Here is a 22387-nt window from a genome sequence, read left to right on the forward strand (position 1 = left end):
AGGATGAAATTATGAATTTCCAAAAGATTCTGAAACAAGTTGCCACCGAAAATAATACGACACCAGAAGATGTTTACCGTGAGATGCAGATAGCTCTTGCGGATGCGTACAGCCACAAGGATGACACACAGGAGTCTCAGGCACTATGGAAGGAAATGGGCTTTGATAAAAGATGCCCCTCACCAGAGCAATTCATCAAAAAGTCGGCTCAAAAACTGCGTGGTGATCTCGGAATGTCTATCTGGAGGAGGCGATCATGAAGAAAGTGTGTTTTGTAGCGGATCGCTTTTTCTGGGAAGAGGAAATGGGCGATTTGTTATATCAGGAAATCAATAAAATTTCAAATGAGGATCGCGTCGTTGAGTTCTATTTTCATACTTGCCACGAGATTTTTGCACAAAAGGCAGTCGCCTGTATCCAGAAATTGCGTAGGGAGCGACCGGAAAAACATCTGTCAATAATAGCCATTATCGATCCCTTGAGGTGGGGAGAGGATAAGTTTAATGAGGAAATCCCATTTCGCCACGATCAATTCCCCCGTGGTAGTGTTGACCGGATTGACTTTGCTCCCGCATTTGACGGTAAATGTGAGAAAGACGAAAGGCGCTTCATTCAACACTTTTATAAGATTGACCGCTGGCTTTACCATCAATGTGATGACATGATTGCCTATTATTATGACAATCTTCCAAATATTACGCAAAGAACCGCCAGAACTGCTACATCCGGAAACTCCAGACCGGCACTACATCATCTTTATCTGCCAAAAACCAAAGACAGGATTGACATCCTAATCGAGCAGCTTCCCGAACGGGAGAGAAACGCCGTGCTGGCGATTAACAGTGGTACAACCTATCGGCAGCTTGCTGAACAATTAGGCGTATCTTATAACCGCGCACAGCAGTTGGTAAACAGAGGCGAACTGCAAATCCGCAGATGGCTGCGGCAAAGCTCCTGATAGCAGTTCATACACAAAAAACGCCCCGGACGACCAATTACAGTCAATCCGGGGCGTTCATGCTTATCTTTGAGTTTCTTCTTTTCTTTTTTCTTCCTGCGCCTTTTCTTCTTCCTGACGAGTCAGATTCAAGAATTGCTCCACATTTTTCTGCGCTTTTAAATAGTCCTGCATCTCTGTCCGTGCATTCCGGTATTGTGCGTAGGCGGCTTTCTTGTCTGCCAGAACTTCGGCATATTCTGCTGATAAATCCTTTACCTTTGGAAGTTTCTTGATTCCCAATTCGTTAAAGGCATCCTTTGCTGCTTTGTGCAGGGTTATTGCTTCCCGGTGGGATTCATAAAATTTTCTGCTGTATCCAGACTTACGGTAATCTACATATACATCCTTTGTTTTGGCATAGTTGATGATGTGTTTTTTCAGGGAAGCAATCTCCACCAGACGTTTTTCTGCCGTCTTGATTTTTTCATCCAGTTGGTCGAAGCGTTCTGTTGACTGTTTCGTTTTCTCATGAAGCTGGTCGATATTCTCAATTCCATGCTCACGAAGGAAAATCATGGTCTGCGCCATTTGTTTTAGATTATAGACCGTAGCCCATCGCTGATAGCCGCTTCCTTTTGCCTGAAGTCTGGCGTCAATATCTAACAGCAGATTCAGACGTTTCTGGCTAACAGACTGTTTATTCTTGCTGCGGATACGGTGTTCTTTTTCACCCAAAATGACAGCACGGATTTCTTCCTCTGTGTATCCATCTCCCAAAGAGCGGAACCGCAAAAAACGATCCTGTCCTGCCTTCCAGAGCGCCGTGTGTTTGCCTCGCTTGCAGGTATAGCCGTCCTGTTCCAGAAGTCGGAGAAATTCTTCAAAATCCTTTGGTTTCTTTAGAAGAGCCTGATCGATAGCCTGCCGGATTTCATCACGAAAGCAGTGCCGCTTCGGATAAGTGGTTCGTTTGACACGCTCTTTGTATGGTTTCTTCTCAATAATAGACAGCCCATGCTCCACACAAATGATGTCGCTGACCTTCTGAAGAGCAAGGCCGGAGTTATGGAAGTCACGAAATTTACGCTTGCAGTCCAGCGAAGTGGAATTGAAAACGATATGATTATGGATGTGGGCACGGTCTGTGTGAGTTGCTACTAAAAAAGCGTGTTTTCCTTTGGTGAACCGCAGCCCCAGTTCATAACCAACCCGGTTGGCTTCCTCCGGTGTAATCTCACCCGGTTTGAAGGACTGACGAATCTGATAGGCAATCACATCATTTTGCTGCCGTCTGCCGGTGATGTGGAGATATTGTCGCTTAGCCAGAAGAAATTCCTCGTCTGCCGTCATGGGATCGCATTCATATCCGCTCACCAGTTCGCCTTTTTCCGTCTTTTCCGGATTCTGAGCATAATCAGTCCGGTCGCGCAGGCACTGTGCAATGGTCTTCCCTTTGTTGATATGCAATGCAATCAGTCTTGTTGCCGCCATAGCTCACCGTCCTCCCCATAACTAAAAAGAAGGCAGACCGTTCCGCTCATTTCTTGCGGAGCAGCCTGCCCGAAACATTTTATTTTATGAATGTACAAAGCCCACCAGAGAATCCTTCATCCCGTTCAGGGCTGTCTCGATCACTACGGCAAAGAACATGGCGGCTACACATAGAATTTCCAGAACGACCAGAATTGCCACCGAAGTCCACATCTGCTGTACAGCCGAATAAATCCCGCATCCGAGTATAAACAGCATCAGAGGCCCCATTACATAAGCTGACAGGTTGGTTACAAGTTTTATCAAAAGAGCCGCTGCCATCAAAATCAGAATGATGGGCAGTGCCAGTAGCTTAAAGGGGAGTTTTATGAATTTCATCACCATGCTCACCGCCTTTCTTTCTACTTAATATTATATCGGTTTGCATTTACTCAGGCAAGGATATAAAGGTGATCTATGCTGTAAAAGTGATAATTGTTTATCTCATCACCAAACAGGAAATTATTAGCTAGAAATTGAAATAAGGCAATCCAATATATTCCTTAGGCAAATTCTCTTCACCGTATACATCCGTAAGAGTTGCAATCAACGTTGACTGCTCATCACAAATGTATTGATTGAGATAATCTATAAAATCTTTTTCGTCATAGCATACACCGACTGTATCGCCCATTTGGACACGAAACTTTGCTGCTTCAGGGCTTTGATATAGCCAATTACAGCAAAATTCCAAACAATATTTTTGTAGATTATTTGCCACTTTATCCGGAACAGAAAACACACTTATCTCACCATCTGCACTTAACAAAACATATTTCATAGAGTACACATCCAATTCAGATTTGTTGTTATCTTATAAAAGAAGTATACAGAAAATAGGCAAATAAGTCTATCCAAATCACAAGTGGTATTCTGCAATTATGTTTCAGGCGTTTCTTTCTGCGAAACACCTGATATGGCTGATTCACGAAATGCTGGCCAGTCGTACCAGCAGCACTTTTGCTGCCTGCCACAAATCATCCAGCCGCACCTGTAAATCCTGAATGTCAGCCAGGTAAATACTCCCGGTTTCATTCGCTTTCTTTGCATACTGATTCAGATTATTACTGCAGATGCGCAGCAGCCGGATCAGCTCTTTCAAGTCTTGTAAATCTAGCTTCACACAGTAGCCATCCAGTGCCATTTTACGGATGTAGGCACTCATATTCATTACACCCAGCTCGTCCATTTTTGCCCGGATACGCTCACGGTCTGCTTTTGAAACCCGCAGGATAATCGTATCATTCAGTTTTTCCATCATCGCACCTCTTCTTGTTCCGTATGCCGTTTGGGCGCTTCACCGACTATCGCTGCTTTTGCCTTTAAATCTGCCAACACAGAAGAACGGCCTTCCGGCTCTGTTACTTCCTCCTCTATGCCGTGATTGTCCATATTGAGGGCGGCGTCCAGTTCAGCCAGCCGTGCGCTTTTCTCAGCCAGTTCCGCTTCCTGGGGGAAGGGCTTGCCAAGCTCTGCCTTCGCCGCTTCCTGCTGATTGTGCAGGTTTTCCAGCTGTACCTGCGCCTTTTCTTTACGGCCCTCCAAACCGGCGAGCGTATTATCCATACGAGTGAAATTTCCTCTGGCATCTGTTCCCAACGTAACCGTATGGGTCATGGAGCCTTTCAGCGCAATCTCGTATTCCTGGCTGAGGCTGTTGTACGAAAGTTCCATGGAAAAACCACGGTACGTTCCCAGCGCCACCGGCTCCATACCAGTATAACTCTTGCAGGCTGCCAGAATCGCCTCACCTGCCAATTCCTTTTCAGAGAATGTGCGTCCCTGAATCTCCGCGCCGACAAATCCCTCTTTCGGAAGAGGATGTGCTGTCACGGTCTGCATATCGGCTTCAAATCCCTGAATAAAGCCGCGCTGTTTTTCCATCTCTGCTGGGAAATACTTTAACAGGCGGTCTTCCAGCCGGTACTGCTGGCTCTGATGGTCAGATTTCAGCACTTTCAGACGCGCCACATCAATATCCAAGTCCATCTTTTCCTTGATCCGGCTGTCACCGGCGCACAGTGCTTTGATCTCCGCATAGCTGAGTGCCTGCTCATCCACATCGTCACAGGCTCGCACCGGCGATTTGCTGGTCATAATCTGCGAAATAAATTTCTGCTTGTTCTCCAGCGTTTGGTAAAGGTAAGCGTCAAAAGTGCCTTCCGTCACATACTGGTAGATCTGAACCTCTTTGTTTCGGTTGCCCTGGCGGATGATACGCCCATTTCTCTGTGTCATATCGGAAGGACGCCAGCCCACATCCAGGTGATGGACAGCCACAAGCAAGTCCTGGCAGTTGGTGCCAGCCCCCATCTTCTGCGTGGAGCCGAGCAACACCCGCACCTGACCCGTGCGCACTTTAGCAAAGAGTTCTTTTTTCTTTACCTCGTTGTCCGCATCATGAATGAAAGCAATTTCTTCTGCAGGAACGCCCCGTGCGATCAGCTTTGCCTTGATGTCGTCATAGACATTAAACGTACCGTCATCTTTTGGGGTGCTCATATCGCAGAACAGGAGCTGCGTCAGACGGCTTTCCTTTCCTTCCTCCCATATCCGGAACACATTTCCCACACAGGCATTGAGCTTGCTGTTCGGATCATCTGGCAGGAGCGGGTTCATCAGACGCTGGTCAAGCCCGATTTTCCTGCCATCCGAAGTAATTTTGAGCATATTGTCCTGGGACGGATCAACCTGCCCGCTGTGGACGGCAGCCGCCCGCTCCGAGAGCGCCGCAACCATTTCTTTCTGAATCTCCGAGGGCTGCACCACAACCGTCTCAAACTTTGCTTCCGGTACCGGCAGATTCAGCTGGTCACTGGTTTTTATATCCGCGACTTCTTTAAAAAGGTTCATCAGTTCCGGCAGATTGAAAAATTTTGCAAACCTGGTTCTTGCCCGGTATCCGGTTCCTTCCGGAGCCAATTCAATCGCCGTAGTGCTTTCCCCGAAGGTGGACGCCCAGCAGTCAAAGTGGGTGAGTCCCTTTTGCTGTAAGGTGTTGTACTGGAGGTAGCGCATGACGGTGTACAATTCCGTCATACTGTTGGAGACGGGAGTGCCGCTGGCAAATACTACGCCGCGCCCGCCGGTAACTTCATCCAGATACCGGCACTTCATAAACATATCGCTGCTTCGCTGGGCTTCCGATGTGGATAATCCTGCCACATTTCGCATTTTTGTGTATAAGAACAGGTTTTTGTATGCCTGACTCTCATCCACAAACAGCCGGTCTACGCCAAGCTGCTCAAAGGTAATCACATCATCCTTCCGATCTGTGTTCAGCAGTTTATCCAATCTTGCCTGGAGAGACTTCCGGGTCTTCTCCATCTGCTTGATGGTAAAATTCTCGCCCCGGCTTCGCTTCAGCTCGTCCAGCGCTTCGGTTACATCATCAATCTGTTCCTGTAAGAGCCGTTCCTGCCGCTCCGCAGAGATGGGAATTTTCTCGAACTGACTGTGACCGATAATGATCGCATCATAATCCCCAGAAGCAATACGAGCACAGAATTTCTTCCGTTTTGCTGTTTCAAAATCTTTTTTCGTTGTCACCAGAAGTTTCGCGCTGGGGTAAAGCCGCAGGAATTCATTCGCCCACTGCTGAGTCAGGTGGTTGGGAACCACAAACATCGACTTCTGGCACAGTCCCAGCCGTTTGCTTTCCATTGCAGAAGCAGCCATTTCAAAGGTTTTCCCGGCTCCTACCTCATGTGCCAACAGTGTATTGCCGCCATACAGCACATGAGCGATGGCATTCCGCTGATGAGGCCGCAGCTTAATGTCCGGGTTCATGCCGACAAAATGAATGTGGCTGCCGTCATATTCGCGGGGACGGGTGCTGTTGAACAGTTCATTATACTTTGCCACCAGTGTTTCTCTGCGTTTCGGGTCACGCCAGATCCAGTCCCGGAAAGCGTCCTTGATTGCCTGCTGTTTCTGTTGAGCGAGGGTCGTTTCCTTTTTGTTGAGGACACGCTTTTTATTGCCCTCTGCATCTTCAATGGTATCGTAAATCCGGGCGTCTTTCAGATTCAGAGTATCCTCCAGAATCTTATAGGCGTTCGCCCGATCTGTGCCATACGTCACATAGGCTGCCACATCATGCCGCCCGGTACTGCTTTTACCGGAAATCTGCCATTCTGCCGTAATCGTAGAAAACTTCACTTCAATGGCACGGCGGAGATAGAAGGGTGTCTCAAAAGTTTCCTCCATAAACTGCTGGATATACTTTGGATCAATCCAAGTAGCGCCCAGGCGTACCTCAATTTCCGAGGCTTCCAAATCTTTGGGCTGAGCTTTTTCCAGCGCAGCCACATTAACCGTGTACTGCGGATCGGTTTGTGCTGCAAGCCGTGCAATCCGCAGCTTATCGTGCACATTACCGGACAGATATTCATCCGCAGTCTGCCAGCCAAGTTCCGGCGCTTCCGGTGCCATGGGATCACGGAAAATCACGCCAGTCAACTCGCCGGTGACGGCCTCGAAATCATCCGCTTTCCCCAGCAGTTCTGCCATAAACGGAATGTCTACCTTGCCACGTTCTCCGATGGAAACCGCCAGTGCTTCGCTGGGCGTATCCACATGGGTCACATGACGTTCCGGACGAATGGTGCGTTTGGTGAAAATATCGGCTTTGCTTTCCAGATTTCCATCTTCATCAATATTCTCCAGCGAGCAGAGCAGATAGTAGGAAGAATCCTCTGAAAATGCCTTCTCGTTGCCACGGCTGTTAATCAACCCATACTTTTGGGTAAAGGCATCGTAGGCGGTATTTAGTTCCTGCTGTTTGGCCTCGATAGCTTCCTGTGGATAGTCTTCCAGCTGGTACTCAATCAGGTCATTGACGATCTGACGCAGTTCCACCATGCCTTTGACCCGGCCTTTTACGGTATCGTTTAAGTCAACCGGCGACATAATGGAATTTTCCCTGAAATACACTTCGCCGTCTACCACCGTGTAGGAAAAGTTTTTTACCGTCGGGTCTGCAGGCAGTACAGAGGCATTATCCTCCAGTTCCGGATTTTCCCGCTCCTGAGCCACGTATTCTCCATGGATATGGGAAATCGCGTCTTTCAGCTGTTCGCTTAAATCAGCGCCGTCAATGGGCAGCACCGTACATTCCTCTTTGCCATACTGAGTGCTTTCGGTGGAAAGCCGTCCCAGCACCATCTCCGGATGCTCCACAAAGTAGCTGTTTAAGGTCAGCCCGTTCTCGTTGCGTCCAAGGTGAATCCAGTCCGCATCCAGGTCGATGGGGTGTTCCCGCTTTTGCAGGAACAGAATATCCGATACCACATCCGTACCGGCATTGGCACGGAATGCATTGTTCGGCAGACGGATCGCCCCTAAAAGTTCCGCCCGCTGTGCCAGGTATTTGCGCACCTCCGGGCTTTTGGCATCCATAGTATAACGGCTGGTCACAAAAGCAACCACACCTCCCGGACGCACCTGATCCAACGCTTTGGCAAAGAAATAGTTGTGAATGGAAAATCCCAGCTTATTGTAAGGTTTATCATTGACCTTATAATCGCCAAAGGGGACATTGCCAACCGCCAAATCATAAAAATCACGACGGTCAGTGGTTTCAAATCCGGCAACAGTGATCTCTGCATTGGGATACAGCTTTTTTGCAATACGCCCGGAAATGCTGTCCAGCTCCACACCGTAAAGACGGCTCTGCTGCATACTCTCCGGCAGAAGACCGAAGAAGTTTCCTACGCCCATGGACGGCTCCAGAATATTTCCCTGGCGGAAGCCCATCTGCTCCACGGCATCGTAAATCGCGTGGATCACCGTGGGGCTGGTGTAATGTGCGTTCAAGGTAGAAGCCCTGGCAGCCGCATATTCCTCCGGTGTCAGAACAGTTTTCAGCTCCAGGTATTCCGTTGCCCAGTTACCTTTGTGCTCATCAAAAGCATCTGCAAGGCCGCCCCAGCCGACATACCCGGAAAGGATTTTCTGCTCATCCGGCGTAGCCGGGCGGTTTTCTTCCTCACATTTTTTCAGAAGCTGGATTGCCATGATGTTGGCGCGGAATTTCTGCTTCGGCCCGCCTTCACCCAGGTGTTCATCGGTAATGCGGAAGTTTGCAGCAATAGGCTCTGGCTCCGGACGTTCCGCCTCGTTTACGCGCAGCCGTTCCACCACAATATCATAAGGCAGTTCGTTTTGTTCGGCAGGATAAATGGTTTCCAGCTCCGTTGTCAGTTCCGGTAATTCTGGTGTATCTGATTCTTTTTCTTCTTGCACAAACAGGCTAGCGTTTCGCTCATCCTGACGGAGAAGTTCTTCAAACTGACTGCGCCCCATAACCTTGTTACTCCAGGAATATGGGCCGGTATCAATCCGCACAGTGGTGTCGCCAACGTAACCAAGAGTGCCGCTGATAGGCTGATCAGGCGCAGGCAGGAAGACAGAATCGCCTACCTGGTAGGACGGCTGTCCCTCAAGTACCGTCTGCTTTTGCCGGTAACCTTCCGGGTTCTGATAAAAGCCTTCCTGCTCATGGATATACAGTCCGCGAAGAATGGGAGCTATGTCGCCCCAGCTGCCGCCCAGCGCAGCCAGCCTGCGTTCTTCACTGTCCAGAATCTCCACTTCGATACCAGTGGTGTAGGTGCGAAAATCTGCCGTGTCCCCGGTAGTCAGCTCCATCGTTTCCGCCCGGTTTGTAAACAGTTCTGAAAGCCGCTGTGCAATCCGGGTATTGCCTTCCCCATCCCGCAGCCAGCCAGAAATATACTCTTTATCCTGCGCAGAGAGCAGACCAGAAGCCAGCACTTCCAGCAAATCCTGATCGACATTTGACGGATTGGGGGCAAGATACTCCGTTACAGCGCCGTTGCGGCTGTCCTGCCGAAGCAGTCCCTCGAACCGTTCCCGGCTTTCTGCACGGAATACAGGGTAAGTCACCCCATTAGGAAGGAGCTGCACCGTGTCTTCCCGCAGTTCGGTAATCCGATATACCTGATTATCCAGGTAAACGGTATCTCCCATGTGATACGGCAGCGAAGCGGGATCGTATGCCGGTTCTTCCGGAATGGCCTGTTTGATTGCTTTATATTCTTCTTCCGACACCGTGATGTCTACCACATGAGTGGCATTGCCGGTTCCGATGGTAATATCATCACCACGGCGGGTAATCGGGTACTGGCTCAGGTCAGGAACTTCCTGTTGTTCCGCTGTTTCTTCGGAGGCGGCGTTTTCTGCGTCCTTTTTGTTATCCTGATTTTCAGGCACAGAAAAAGGACCGGGCGATGGTTCGCTCGATCCTTTCGTGGACTGTTTAGCGGTGGGGGCTTCTTCTGGAAAAGTAAAACTTAGCTGTTGATAAGCTCCGTCAAAATCACTTCCTCGGCCTGGGCTTTCAGTGCGTTCATGTGCTGTACCCACGCCATCGCGTTCTGCTTCTTGTCCGGAGCCGGATCTTTCTCCAGAAGCTGGTTCATTATCAGCTCCAACCTCTGGTTTGCCGTCTCCTCGATCTCCAACAGGTGCGGATATAGCGTCCCGTTCAGCAGGAACTGATTGTACAGAAGCGGGCGGTTCTCCTTCAGATATGCCCGGCGCATCCGTCCATATTTGCCCAGGGGCTTCTCCGGCTGCTCGTCCAGTTTCAGGTTCGGAATCAGGTAATCCCCGTTCCTCGTGTAGGTTAAGGTGTTCTTCATCCCATTTTCTCCTTTCCTCAATGGCTTCCCGCTCCGCAGTCCGGATGGTGTCCCCGATCTGCAGGAGAATCTGCCTGCTGCATTGGCTGACGGCGGAACCCAGTGCCATAACTGCCGGAATGGTGTTGAAGTCGAAGATCGGCATGAAGTCCTCATGCCCCATATATTCCGCTGGATTCAAACCGCACCGGCTGAGTACCGTATAAGTGATGCTGGCGGTGGCTGCTGTCTTAAACTGGATTCCGATGTTGTAATTATCGTACCCTTCTAAGAAGGAATCGTCAACGATGTAGAAGAAGTCCTTCTGGTTATCTGCCCAATACTCGTCTGCCAGAGTTCGGGCGGCCGCCGCAATCTGTTCGCCCAGGTCAGCGCCGCCAACGCCGTAGTTTCGTTCCAGCATAGCCATAATGGGAACGATATGCTGATCCTCCATTGTCCACAGCCAAGGCGTTCGCGAATTTTCCCTTGTTCCCGTATCTGCCACATCAAATACATAGCGCAGACGCAGTTTGTCACCGCGCTCATCTAAAAGGGCAATCCCTTTTGACCCGCGCCGGACGTAGCGGTTCATCTTGTCATTCCATAAATCGTATTCTGCGCAGGCGGTGGCATCCGGCCTTTGTGCGTAAATCATCATCTGATCCATGAACGGATACTTATACAGCCGGGAAGCCGTGGCAAGAAACTTCGCCCATTCCTGCCAGCTGGCTGTCAGTCCTTCCAGAGTTTCTTTTGCAACCGCCGAATAAAAATCTGCTTTACTCCACATATTGGCCTCCTTCCTTACAGCAGAAAAGAGCCGGGACAGTGATTTCCATCCCGGCAGTATTTAACTCCTTGTCAGTCCATAAAATCGGGGTACAAATCCAGTGCTGAAAATTCCTGATCGTTCATCTGTCGCAGCTTTTCCAGCACACAGTCGGTCAGTGAAAGCAACTCTGTTTCGTCAGCCTGCAGATAGCCCCGCATATCCGTCAGATTTTCGATCAGTTCTAGACGAGTGCCGGAATTATACAGGCACATCAAATTCATTTCTTCGGAAGTAAAAGTCTTCATCGTTCCAAGCTCCTTTTTCTTTTTCTCGTATTTGGTCTTTTCTGCACCGCCTTCTGCCTCTGACGGATTGATTCCAGATTTCTTTCTTTATAAGTAGCCCGGATATCAGCCATCAGCCGAATACATTCCCGATCCGGGATTCTGGCAAGTTTTTCACAGGTGCCGGAAACGAGCTGCCGAAGCTGGTGATTTTTCACTATCTTTAAGATCTGCTCCAGATCTTCCAGCAAGTTACTTTTCGTATTCAAGGCGTACTGAAAAATGAGTTTCTGTTCGTCTCCGGAAAACTGGTGGAGATAAGCGCTCATCTGCCGAAAACCGGTAATGGCACCGTTTTCATTCCGTACAGGCTCATATCGTTCCTGAGATTTGAGATACTCTCCATTCACATAGTCCCCTCCCACATAGAAGCCGTTTTCGTCTTTTTCGCTTTCCAACAGAACAGTTCCATTGGAAAGCAGATAGCCTGACACTATGCATTTTGTGGATATCCCCATAAGAACACCTTCCTGCCGGACACTAAGAATAGTTCCCAGCACTTCCTCCAATGTCATTTGATAGCGGTCATTCCCCATATCATCGCTCCTGTTCCGTGTATTTGACCGTGGATTTCTTTCTGACCTCACAGTGTGGCTGGTTTTTCAGCTGCTCCACCACAGAAGGCTTCTCAGCTTTATCCTTTGTCGCTTTCTCCTTACGATCTTTTGCGCCATTATTAACAACGCCGTCGATCATACCGTAATCATCTTCAAGCTGCATTTCCGCATTTTTCAGATAATTCTCAGGGATAAGTCCAGGAAGTTCCTGAAAGCAGGCACTATCACAGTAATAACAGGATACCGCGCCATTTTCACGGATGGCAACAATGTCGCTGACCGAAAGGCTGTGTCCCTTAAAATCTTCCGGGCGAGCCAGATTAAATTTCTCGAAGACGCTTTCCAGAAAGGCGGAGCGGTTCGTGTGAATCGGTAACGGTGCGATATATACCACTTCATAATGGTCAATATTCACTTCCATACCCATCCGTTCCAGCATCTTCAAAGAAGAAAAGCGCTCCATGCGTGTTTCCTCAATGTCGCGCAGTTGCAAAATCGCATAGTTGTCCCCGGCGCTGTCCAGAAAGGCTTCCAGTCTGCTGTTATTTCCCGTATTACCGTTTACTTCATCCCACTTTTCAATTTTATCCTGTGACATAAACTCCCTCCTCTGAAATTCTTCCCGGTCATAATCGATCAGTTCTCGATTTCGGCTGCTAAGCCTGCATTGATCCATCGCCTGATCACGGGCTTCCAGAATCGAAGTTTCCAGTCCGTCTACTTCTCCGGCAGCTACCGGCTGAAATCCCTGATCGTATAAATGGTACGACCAGCCTGATTGACTGCGTTCCACTGTCAGATAGTTTTGACTCCCCAGCTGCCACACGGCAGTATCCCGGTCAAGCTCCGGTTCCGGGCGGCAGGTCCCGCCGCCGCGCTCCAGAAGCTCTGCAAACTGGCAAATATGGTAGACGTTGTTTCCAACCTGGGTATGGTAATCGTCAATGTAGCAGCATTTGGCTGCATAATGCCGATCCGGGTAATCCACCTGAATTGTCCCTCCGTCCGGAATACGGAATAGTTCCTTGTACCGGCTGTCGATAAAACGAATGTCGTGGGAGGGAAGACAGGCTGGTTCCTGAAGGCTTCGGCGTCGAATCTCTGACCGGGGATACGGAAGCAGGGATAGCAGAGATACTTTCGCCACTTCCTGACTTTCCAGTCCGATCTCTTCACAGGCCGCTACCCGTGCAGCTACCAGCGAGGAGGCAATTCGACTCTCCAGTAGATCTTCCCATGCCAGCATTCCAGAGTAATTTTCTTTCTTATCGCTTCGATGGAACGCTTCATACTGAAAGCCGCTTTCCGTTTCCTTGAGGTGGAGAAAAAACTGGCGGTCTACCAGATAAACTGCTTCTAACTTTTCCGCACTCATTTCCCGCCACCTCCGCTTTCAAATTCCAGCTGAAATTTCGGGCGTCCATCTGCTTCGGTGATCAGCAGAACAGAAGCATTGTAGGTTTTTCCGGTTTTCTGGCTTTTGCAGTCTTTCACACGGATTCTTCCGTCCCGCACCAGACGTTCCGCCATCTGAGCAGTGAGGCGTTTGCCAATTTTCTTGAAGTAGGCGTTGTCTTTCCAGAGAATGAAGCGGCATTCCCGATTGGAGCAAAACCATCCCTTCTGACGTTCTATGACTTCAGCCCCACAGTGAGGGCAGGTTCCGATTACAGTTGTACCAGGCATAAGCACTTTGGCTCCTTTCACAATCTCATAGTTATTGACCAGTTCCATAATCATGCCGGAAATCTCATCCATGAAAGTTTCCGGCACATATTCGCCGTGTTCCACCTCCGACAGCTTTTCCTCCCAGTCTGCTGTCATAGCAGGGGACTGGAGCTGCTCTGGCGTTACGGTAATTAAGGCTTTCCCTTTTTCTGTGGGTATCAGCGTCTTTACCTTACCGCTGCCTTTGCGCTCCAAAAAGCCTTTCAGAACCAGTTTTTCGATGATGGCGGCACGGGTGGCAGGAGTGCCAATTCCTTTCCGTTCCGCATCCTCTGGAAAGTCATCAGCGCTGGCTGCTTCCATTGCCTGTAAGAGCAGGTCTTCGGTGAAATGCTTTGGCGGAGAAGTTTTTCCCTCTTTTATTTCTGTTTTCTCAATGGGAAGTGTTTCTCCCTCTACTAATGGCGGAAGCATTTTTGCAGCTTTTTCCTCTTTCGGAAGAAGCTGACGTTCCATCGCCTTCCATCCATCATCCAGAATTTCTTTCCCTTTGGCAGAAAAGACAGTACCGGCGCAGCTTAATTCCACGGCAGTTTCCGCATACCGATGCGGCTCGCTTACAGCGGCAAGAAGTCTTGCTACGATCATCCGCAGGACAGACTGTTCACCGGCAGGCAGAGCCGCAAGGTCAGCTTTCGCCATACTTGCTGTGGGGAGTAGGGCATGGTGGTCGGTAACTTTTTTCCCGTTGATTACTGCGCTTGCATGAACCACAGCGGGCGACTGTACACCAAAGGCCAGAGCACTGTTTTCTGCCAGTCCTGGAAGCGATGCTGCCATATCCTCGGTCAGATACCGGCTGTCCGTGCGGGGATATGTCACCAGTTTCTTTTCATAAAGGCTCTGCGTATAGTCCAGCGTCTGTTGTGCCGTAAAGCCGAAGAGACGGTTGGCTTCCCGCTGTAGTGTTGTCAGGTCATAGAGGGCTGGTGGCTTTTCCGATTTCTCCCTGCGCTCCACCTTTCTGACAGTTGCCATTCCCGCTTCCAGACAGGCTTTGCGGCACGATTCTGCATCTGTTTTTCCTTTAAATCGATCGCTGGAAACAGCAAAATCATTTACTGTAATCTGTACCGTATAAAACGGTTCCGGCATAAAAGCGGAGATGGCTGCTTCCCGCAGTACTACCATGCCGAGCGTGGGAGTCATTACGCGCCCTACATTGAGGGTCACACCATACAGGCAGGAAAAAAGCCGGGTAGCGTTGATTCCGACAATCCAGTCGGCACGCTCCCGGCAGAGGGCAGCTTCATATAAAGCATCGTATTCTGTCCCCGGTTTCAGATTGGCAAAGCCCTCCCGGATCGCAGTGTCTTCCATAGAAGAAATCCAAAGGCGTTCAAAGGGCTTTTTGCATCCGCACTGATGATAGACCAGACGGAAGATCAATTCACCTTCGCGCCCCGCATCAGTTGCACAGACCAGACTCTCCACATCCGGGCGTAACATCAGCTTCTTTAAAATGGAGAACTGTTTTTTCGTTGCCGCCGTCACCTGGTATTTCCAGGAATGGGGCAGAATCGGCAAGTCTTCCTTTCGCCATTTGGCATAGCGTTCTTCATAGCTTTCCGGCTGCGCCAGTTCTACCAAATGGCCGACGCACCAGCTGACAATATAGCCGCCGCCTTCCAGAAAGCCATCGCCACGCTTTGTTGCTCTCAGCACTTTTGAGATACTCTGAGCGACTGAGGGCTTTTCACAAACCACGAGTTTGAGCATGAGCAATCAACTCCTTTCGATTTTTGGCATGAAAAAAGCAGCCTGTACCGGAGTACATGACTGCCTATGTTTACTTCAACTCTTATTCTTCATCAGGTGGCACATGATCCCATTGTGTATCTGCCGCCCACCACTGTTTATTGTAGTATTGATAATCCTCATATCCGTTATCTACATCAGCATAATTATGAGTATGTATTTCTCCATCTCTTCGATCTCTATAAGAAACACGATATGAGTATGGCTTCCCATCTTTCTCCCAATTATTGGTGTTCGGATTCCAATATTTTTCGCCCGGTTCATGCTTAATGACTTCGGGTGAATAATCATCTTCCGTACTATCTGATGTATCCTGCTCCTCTGATGTATCAGAGGTCAATAGGACTTTGGCAATGTATGCGGCTATTGCTGCCGCACTGACAGCGATCCACTTTCCATTTTTTCGGAACCATTTTTGCCGTTTATCCTTTTTGCATTCTTTACAAATGTCTTTTTTATAATCATTTGGTAAAGGCTTCCCACAAATTGTACACTGCTTCAAAAAATCTGCCCCCTTAATATCTATAGCTGATTTATTTATTATATCATCCGTAACGGCATATCGCAATTTGTATGTTCAAGGCAACTCGAAAGCTGCCTCGTTTGGGAAAGTAGGGTTACGCCGGTTTAATCCTATGCATCGTCTTCTCCAGACTCAGAGTCAATTTCTTCGCTGTCAGTCACATCATCCTCATCCGGCAGTTCAAAATCATCATCCTCGTCTTCGGTATAATCCGCGTCCGGATCAGGCTTTGTCTGTTCCGCCTGCTTCTTTTTCTTCATCTGGAGAAACAGAAATCCACCGCCACTGGCCAGCACTGCCGCAAACAGCACAACAATCGGAAGCATATTCGTGGATTTTTCTTCTGGTTCCTCTACCGGTTCCGGCTCAGGTTCCGGTGCAGCTGTCTCAGGAGTTTCCGGTTCTGTTTCAACTTCTAGGCTTTCCTGATATTGTGCTGCCGCATCCTCATCCATCAGGCTGAGAAGATCGGCTTCATCCACCTGATTGAGGAAGTGGACGGTTTGTTCTCCTTCATCGTCACGGTCAATAATCAGGTAAAAATAATTGCCGTTCTTGCTCACCAATGTGATAAACTGCTTTCCAGCCCCTGCTACACTGCCGTTATCGTCCACAATCGTCAGATTGCCATCCGGCGTCAAGGCTTCCATGGGTTCCTCTGTCGGCTCCGGCTCAGGAGTTTCCTCCGGTACTGATTCTTCCTGAACCGGCTGCGATTCTGCCGCAGCGCTTTCGTCCACATAAGCGTAGGCGTTTACCGAAAATACCCCCATACAAAGGGTCATAGCCAAAAGCAGCGCGAAAAACTTTTTAATCTTCATCTGTGGCATCCTCCTTTACCACCTGATTCACTGCTTCCGGAGAGGGAAGGGACTGTGCGGTCTGGCGCAGCAGCTGCCCCAACTGTTCCGGAGTCAGGTTAAACGCATGAACCAGGTCATGAATCTCCGTGTTTTCCTGTTCCCGATACCGTTTATCCAGTTCTTTATAGCGGGCGTCCCATTCATCCCGCCTGCGAAGAGCTTTATCCCGTTCTTCGCCGATTCGATCCAATTTTGCACTCATTCACATACCTCCTCAACGAATGCGTCCATACGCATAAAAATGAGATTGCCAGTAACTTGTTTCTATCGAAGCATAAGAGATCGGATTTCCGCAGTGGATCATCATCCCGCCGCCCACATAAATTCCCACATGGCTGGCACCGGCAGTATCATACGTCCCCTGGAAGAAAATCAGATCGCCGGGCTGTGCTTCACTGGCGGGAATAATATCGCAGGAACTCATAAGGCCGTTTGCCGTGGTTCTGCCCACATTCCAGCCATTGCCGCAGTTGTTGATTACCCAGCAGACAAAACCAGAACAGTCAAAGCTGGTACTGGGTGAACTTCCGCCCCAAACATAAGGAAATCCAAGATACTTTTCCGCCTCGTGGATCATATTGGCGAATTTTTCATCGGTCAGAGCTTCTCCCGGAATATCGTAGTCTGTATAAGGACCGGTAGGCGTGGCATAAATATCATCCTCAAACAGATAGGGACGGTTGCCCTGGGTCTGCAGCAGGATGTTATATCGTTCCTGCTGATCCTCCGTCAGTCCTGACGCAGCGATTGCCGTCCCCAGCCCATTGTTTCTAAGGGTGACATTGAGAATATAGTAGTTGTATTCTACATCAACCTCATATTCTTCTTCCGAGGTTTCTCCAGTTTCCGGATCAGTCACTGTATGGGTGCGTGTCTCCGTGCGTGTACGCACCTCCACTTCTTCCTCAAGTGTGAGCGTATACTGCCGGTCAAACAGTGCCTGTAAGGTTTCCTGAACTTCCGCTCTGGTATAATCCTCAAACAGAACCGTCAGGTAGGCAGTCAGCTCATAAGGATTGTGGTTGATCTCATCCAGCTGATACCGGTATTCATCATAACCGGGATGCGTGGATTCGATATTGTCGATCTCATTTTTCAGTGCGGCTTCCAGTGCCTTATAGTCCTCATTGGTTCCGGTAATGTCTTCATCCGTAGCAGTGAAGGAAGTACCCAACAAAGAGCCAGTACCGCCCTGCAGCATGGCAGAACAGGAGGAAAACGCCCCGGAAACCATCAGAAAAAGCAAAGCAAATACCAGAATAATAATCATGGCATGGGTATGCTGGACGGCAAATTCTTTGAGCCGTTCCAGCAGTGTTTTTGCTCCCTGAGCAGTTTTTTCGGTGCCTTTTGCTGCGCCGCCTGCAGTCTTAGACCCGGCAGCAGCCCCCTGAGCAGCTTTTGCTGTATAATATTGCTTTTTAATTTCCTGACGCTGCTTCCAACGGGAAATAGGATTGGATGCAATTTCCGGTTTATCCGTTACAGCCTGCTGATAAAGGGCTTCTACATTTGCCTTGTCTGCTTTCCGGTCAAGCCGGGCGGCTTTCTGGTATGCTTTCAACTTATGACCGTACCGGACATTACTGACAGTCTGTGCAGCGCCTTCCGCAAATTCTTCGCTCTGATGCGCCGCCTGTACACCCACGTTGTCATCCTCGTTTTCCGCAATTTCATGGTGTACACGGCCAGCAAGCGTACCAGTTACCGCATGGGAAGCGGTGCGGCTGATACGGCTGCCGGGAGACACTACATCCACTGCTGAATCGTCGAAGCGTAAATGCTCATTTACATCTGCTGTGCCAATTTTCTGCTTGCCGCCCTTTTTGCCCGCCGGTTTCTTTCGATCTGGTACTGCTTTCTTACTTGCCTGACCAGATGTCTTTTGAGAAACATCCGCATCTTTGGAATTATCCTTTTTGCCAAAGCGCAACTGTTCCTTGCGGTCAGCCGCCTTATCTTTCTCATGCTTCAGTTTATTCTTTGTGGGCAGCCGGGCTTTTGCGGCATCCGCCTTATCCGCAGCCCGTTCCGCTTTCTTTGCCGCATGGGCAACCGGCTTATTCGCCAGTTCCTCTTCTTCAAACCGCAGGCGTGTGGTTCTATTCTTCATCCGACCGCATCCCCTTTCTGACCTCCCGAATCCGATCTTGCGCGATTTTCCAATATTCCTCTGAGATTTCCGTTCCAGTAAATTTTCGTCCAGATTGAATCGCGGCCAACGCTGTACTTCCCGTTCCCATAAATCCATCGAATACCAAATCATCCGGATTACTGGATATTTGAATCAACCACTGCAGACAGACTTCGTTTTTTACCGTTGGATGAAAGATTCCATTCTTTTTCTGCCACATGGAATGGTGTGTGGCCTTCGGGTATTCTGAGCCAAACCAGCAGTCCGAAAACCGTGTTTTATACCGTTTGCTGGGCTGGCGTCCCTTGTGAAACATAGTGCCTTCTTTATTCCGGTTTTCCAGAAGCGTAGTTGAGTTGAAAATTCTCCGCCCTTTTTGACAGAAAATCACCCATTCTGCGCTGCTTGCATAGCTTCCTTTCAGATCGCCAATCCCTCCAAGCGTTCCTTTTTCAATCACCAGGCAATTTTTGATGGTAAAGCCAGCTTCCTTCAGGCATTGAAAATGGCAAGGATAGCAGTCAAAACGGGTAAAAAAATACGCATGGCTGTTCATGCGTAAAATGCGGTAGCTCTCTCTGGCAAATGCAGAATAATCAATCCCATCATCACCCGGAAGCATGGCGTGCGGAATCTTTGCAAACTGATTGCTGTAATGGATACCATAAGGGGGATCGGTCAAAATCAGGGAAACTGACTCGTCCGGAATCCTTTTCATAAAAGTCAGACAGTCCTCACAAAAAATTCTGTTTTCGTAGTCCCTGGGGAAAATCCTATCTTCATTTTTGAACAGCATCTCACGCCTCCCGTTCCATAACCTCCGACAGCTTCGATGTCATGATGCTGTACAGCTCCAAATCTGTCGGGAAGCGGTCAACGAAGGGCAGGATCACGTTTCCATAGAACAGAAGACCTTCGCCCTCGCCGGAATGGGTTACATAGGAAAGCTGGTGGGGACTGATATTCAGCTGGTTCGCCAGAATCTGCCGGTCACCGGCGGCCTGGTTGAGCATGATAATAAAGTCAGAATTTTCAAAGATATTCTCCACTTCGCGGCTAGAGAGCAAGTCTTTGACATTCTGCGTAATTCCTGTCGGAATCCCGCCCCATTTCCGAAAACGCTTCCAGATTTCTACGGAATAGGAAGCGGTCTGTTCTTCTTTCAAAAGAAGATGGAACTCATCCATATAGTAGCGAGTGGTTTTACCCTGTCCGCGGTTCTTTGTCACCCGTCCCCAAACCTGATCCTGGACAATCAACATCCCAATTTTTTTCAGCTGCTTGCCAAGCTCTTTGATGTCATAGCAGACGAACCGGTTTTCAATATCCACGTTCGTCCGGTGATTGAACAGGTTCAGAGAACCTTTGACGTAAATTTCCAGTGCCGTTGCCACATGGTGGGCTTCCTTTTCGTCCTGCGCCAAAAGCGTGTTGTAGAGATCCTCCAACAATGGCATATTCTCCGGCAACGGGTTCTCAAAATAGGGCTGATAAATCTGGTGAACACAGCGGTCAATGACTGTCTTTTCCACCGGCTGCAGCCCTTCCTTGCCGCCCACGACCAGTTCGCAGAGTGACAGGATAAAATCTGCTTTCAGCGCAATGGGATTATCTTCCTCACTATAATTGCTGTTGATGTCCATGGGGTTGATATACTGGGTGCTGGCAGGGCTGATTTTAATGACCTGACCGCCCATGCGCGTCACAAGAGGTGTGTACTCGCTTTCAGGATCACACACGATGATATCATCATCCGTAGCAAGAAAAGCATTGGTGATCTCACGCTTTGCCGAAAAACTCTTTCCGGAACCAGGTGTGCCGAGAATCAGACCGTTGGGCGTTTTCAATTTTTTCCGGTCAACCATAATCAGATTGTTGGAAAGCGCGTTCAGACCATAATACAGCGCCTCCGGGCTGTTCTGAAACAGCTCCTGGGTGGTAAACGGGATAAAGATAGCCGTGGAACTGGTGGTCAGCGCACGCTGAATCTCAATCAGGTTCTGTGCCAGCGGGAGACTGCTCATAAGCCCCTGTTCCTGCTGGAAATCCAGGCGGCACAGATTACAGTTGTGCTTCTGTGCAATACTGGATGCCTGGAACACATTGGTTTCCAACTCCTGCAGCGTTTTTCCGGTATTCATCACCAGAAAAGTAATCAGGAACATTCGCTCATTCTGGCTCTGCAATTCCTTCAAAAGCGCCTTTGCGTCTTTCCCGTAGGTAGCTAGGTCGGAGGGGATGATGTCGATGTCATACCCCGAACGGACCGCCTTCTTCTGTTCCTCGATCTTGCTGCGATCCAGTTCTGTAATCGTGCGCTTAATGGTCTTAATGGCTTTGTTCTGGTCTACAGACTGGATGTGCATTGTTACAATCTCGCTGGATTCCATATCCAGAAAATCTTTCAACAGCTGGTCGCTAAGGTCAGAGGCAGTAATGGAGAGAAAGCTCATAGCCCCATACAACGATCCCATCTGGAACGTCTTTCCACCGGGGAAAGAAAAGCTGCTGGGCGCAATAAAATCCTTTACCGATAATCCCGATGCAGGAAGCCATTTCCAGTCGAAATAGAACTTGTCATGGTCGCCCATGTGGAACATGGAGTGCATCAGGTGCAGCCGTTCCTTACCATTTAATGTCCGGGCAGAAACGCCCAGGCGTCGGAAGTTGTTGAGCAGGTCTGTCTGAACGTGCTCCAGTCGGGGCTTTGCCTGCTTCATGGATTCTGCTTCAATACCGAAGGTCAGATATTTGGTTTTGGTCAGACCGTTGTTGCCACGTTCCAACTGCTGGCGGAGCATCTGGCTGTATTCCTGGCGTACATCATCGAAGCCATCCTGCCGGGGCTGAATCTGAATCCGGCGTTCAAAGCTCTCCATATCAGTAGCCATATTCATAAAGGACAACTCGAAGTGGATGGAGCTGTCAAAGAAATTCAGGAAGCCGCACCATTCCTCAAAAATGGAAGTTTTGTCCTCCTGCTGAGCCAGCTGATAGTTGATGTCCTGAAACTGAATGGTTTTCGTGTAATAGCGGTCACTGACCCGACAGATGCCGTCCGGGAACATCCTCTGAAATGGGATGGACTGCTGTGCCGTGCGGGGAATGCCATCATCCCGCTTCGCCTTTTCAATGACAGAGTGAATCTGCTTTTTCTCCCGCTTTGTCAGAGTGTCCGGCAGAGCCATTCCGCTGGGTTCTGTCTGTTTTTTTCTGTTTTTCAGAGCAAACAATACGCTGTACCTCCTGTTCTGCCCACGCCTGCCGCATCAGCACCGCATAGTAATTGTTGGTCTGATAGGGACGGACTTTCGGGCGAATAAATTTTGCTTCAATAAACTGCTTTGCAATGACTTCCAGCGGCTGGCCGTGTTTCTCATACATCCCCAGAAAGAACATGGGGAGCATGATAATCATCATGCCGATGGCGGCAAGCGACACATTGCCGGACTGCTTTAACAGGAAGAAAGCCGGAACGCCCACCAGCGCACCGGCTCCAAAGCAGAGAAGCTGTCGTTTTGTCAGATTGAATAATACTTTTGATTTCACCCGTGTAAGGTCACGGGGAACCGAGATATAAGCTGCCAAT

General features: G+C 49.2%; 19 protein-coding genes. 2 read left to right on the forward strand and 17 right to left on the reverse strand.

Translation table 11 applies throughout. The annotated features are described in order from the left end of the window. The first annotated feature begins 11 nt into the window (after positions 1 to 11). Both BN1969_RS15985 and BN1969_RS15990 read left to right on the forward strand, forming a co-directional pair. Positions 12 to 260 (forward strand): sporulation initiation factor Spo0A C-terminal domain-containing protein, encoded by a 249-nt coding sequence (locus tag BN1969_RS15985; RefSeq protein WP_050625187.1) that lies wholly within the window; start codon positions 12 to 14, stop codon positions 258 to 260. Then, positions 257 to 958, forward strand: coding sequence for a sigma factor-like helix-turn-helix DNA-binding protein (locus BN1969_RS15990; protein WP_050625188.1), 702 nt, complete (start codon positions 257 to 259; stop codon positions 956 to 958). Before BN1969_RS15985 ends, BN1969_RS15990 begins: the two co-directional genes overlap by 4 nt. A gap of 63 nt (positions 959 to 1021) precedes the next feature. Here the strand turns inward: BN1969_RS15990 and BN1969_RS15995 are convergent, their stop codons facing one another. From BN1969_RS15995 to BN1969_RS16065, 17 genes are all read right to left on the reverse strand, one after another. Then, entirely contained in the window at positions 1022 to 2431 is a 1410-nt protein-coding gene (locus BN1969_RS15995; protein ID WP_050625189.1) for a relaxase/mobilization nuclease domain-containing protein, read from the reverse strand. 84 nt (positions 2432 to 2515) lie between these two features. Further along, complete coding sequence (locus BN1969_RS16000) at positions 2516 to 2815, reverse strand: hypothetical protein (RefSeq protein ID WP_050625190.1); 300 nt, start codon at positions 2813 to 2815, stop codon at positions 2516 to 2518. Positions 2816 to 2939: 124 nt separating this feature from the next. Beyond that, positions 2940 to 3251, reverse strand: coding sequence for a hypothetical protein (locus tag BN1969_RS18130; protein WP_118635552.1), 312 nt, complete (start codon positions 3249 to 3251; stop codon positions 2940 to 2942). 144 nt (positions 3252 to 3395) lie between these two features. Beyond that, the gene (locus BN1969_RS16005) at positions 3396 to 3731 is read right to left on the reverse strand and encodes a plasmid mobilization protein (protein WP_336454714.1); all 336 of its coding nucleotides are present in this window, start codon (positions 3729 to 3731) and stop codon (positions 3396 to 3398) included. Further along, a complete protein-coding gene (locus BN1969_RS16010) occupies positions 3728 to 9463 on the reverse strand; it encodes a helicase-like domain-containing protein (RefSeq protein ID WP_473206044.1) in 5736 nt (1911 codons plus the stop codon). The genes BN1969_RS16005 and BN1969_RS16010 overlap by 4 nt, the downstream gene beginning before the upstream one ends. 323 nt (positions 9464 to 9786) lie before the next feature. Continuing rightward, positions 9787 to 10137, reverse strand: a complete 351-nt coding sequence (locus BN1969_RS18135) for a TnpV protein (RefSeq protein WP_050625193.1) — start codon at positions 10135 to 10137, stop codon at positions 9787 to 9789. A gap of 843 nt (positions 10138 to 10980) precedes the next feature. Further along, the gene (locus BN1969_RS16020) at positions 10981 to 11196 is read right to left on the reverse strand and encodes a transposon-transfer assisting family protein (protein WP_050625194.1); all 216 of its coding nucleotides are present in this window, start codon (positions 11194 to 11196) and stop codon (positions 10981 to 10983) included. Then, entirely contained in the window at positions 11193 to 11771 is a 579-nt protein-coding gene (locus BN1969_RS16025) for a transposon-transfer assisting family protein (protein ID WP_050625195.1), read from the reverse strand. The genes BN1969_RS16020 and BN1969_RS16025 overlap by 4 nt, the downstream gene beginning before the upstream one ends. A gap of 1 nt (position 11772) precedes the next feature. Then, positions 11773 to 13167, reverse strand: a complete 1395-nt coding sequence (locus BN1969_RS18345; protein WP_182433303.1) for a YodL domain-containing protein — start codon at positions 13165 to 13167, stop codon at positions 11773 to 11775. Further along, positions 13164 to 15239 carry a DNA topoisomerase 3 gene (locus tag BN1969_RS16035; protein ID WP_050625196.1) on the reverse strand — a complete coding sequence of 692 codons (2076 nt, stop codon included), beginning with the start codon at positions 15237 to 15239 and terminating at the stop codon, positions 13164 to 13166. Before BN1969_RS16035 ends, BN1969_RS18345 begins: the two co-directional genes overlap by 4 nt. 82 nt (positions 15240 to 15321) lie before the next feature. Then, entirely contained in the window at positions 15322 to 15780 is a 459-nt protein-coding gene (locus tag BN1969_RS18140; RefSeq protein ID WP_118751858.1) for a hypothetical protein, read from the reverse strand. Between the two features lie 131 nt (positions 15781 to 15911). Beyond that, the gene (locus BN1969_RS16040; RefSeq protein ID WP_050625197.1) at positions 15912 to 16622 is read right to left on the reverse strand and encodes a DUF4366 domain-containing protein; all 711 of its coding nucleotides are present in this window, start codon (positions 16620 to 16622) and stop codon (positions 15912 to 15914) included. Further along, positions 16612 to 16866, reverse strand: a complete 255-nt coding sequence (locus BN1969_RS16045) for a DUF4315 family protein (RefSeq protein ID WP_009259778.1) — start codon at positions 16864 to 16866, stop codon at positions 16612 to 16614. The genes BN1969_RS16040 and BN1969_RS16045 overlap by 11 nt, the downstream gene beginning before the upstream one ends. Positions 16867 to 16878: 12 nt before the next feature. Then, positions 16879 to 18777 carry a C40 family peptidase gene (locus BN1969_RS16050; protein WP_050625198.1) on the reverse strand — a complete coding sequence of 633 codons (1899 nt, stop codon included), beginning with the start codon at positions 18775 to 18777 and terminating at the stop codon, positions 16879 to 16881. Beyond that, positions 18767 to 19594, reverse strand: coding sequence for a DNA-methyltransferase (locus BN1969_RS16055; RefSeq protein WP_050625199.1), 828 nt, complete (start codon positions 19592 to 19594; stop codon positions 18767 to 18769). The genes BN1969_RS16050 and BN1969_RS16055 overlap by 11 nt, the downstream gene beginning before the upstream one ends. Before the next feature lies 1 nt (position 19595). Next, positions 19596 to 21986 carry a VirB4-like conjugal transfer ATPase, CD1110 family gene (locus BN1969_RS16060; RefSeq protein ID WP_336454722.1) on the reverse strand — a complete coding sequence of 797 codons (2391 nt, stop codon included), beginning with the start codon at positions 21984 to 21986 and terminating at the stop codon, positions 19596 to 19598. Continuing rightward, the gene (locus BN1969_RS16065) at positions 21928 to 22386 is read right to left on the reverse strand and encodes a PrgI family protein (RefSeq protein WP_009259774.1); all 459 of its coding nucleotides are present in this window, start codon (positions 22384 to 22386) and stop codon (positions 21928 to 21930) included. Before BN1969_RS16065 ends, BN1969_RS16060 begins: the two co-directional genes overlap by 59 nt. Position 22387 lies beyond the last annotated feature (1 nt).

The organism is Clostridium phoceensis (assembly GCF_001244495.1).
Taxonomy (GTDB): domain Bacteria; phylum Bacillota; class Clostridia; order Oscillospirales; family Oscillospiraceae; genus Lawsonibacter; species Lawsonibacter asaccharolyticus.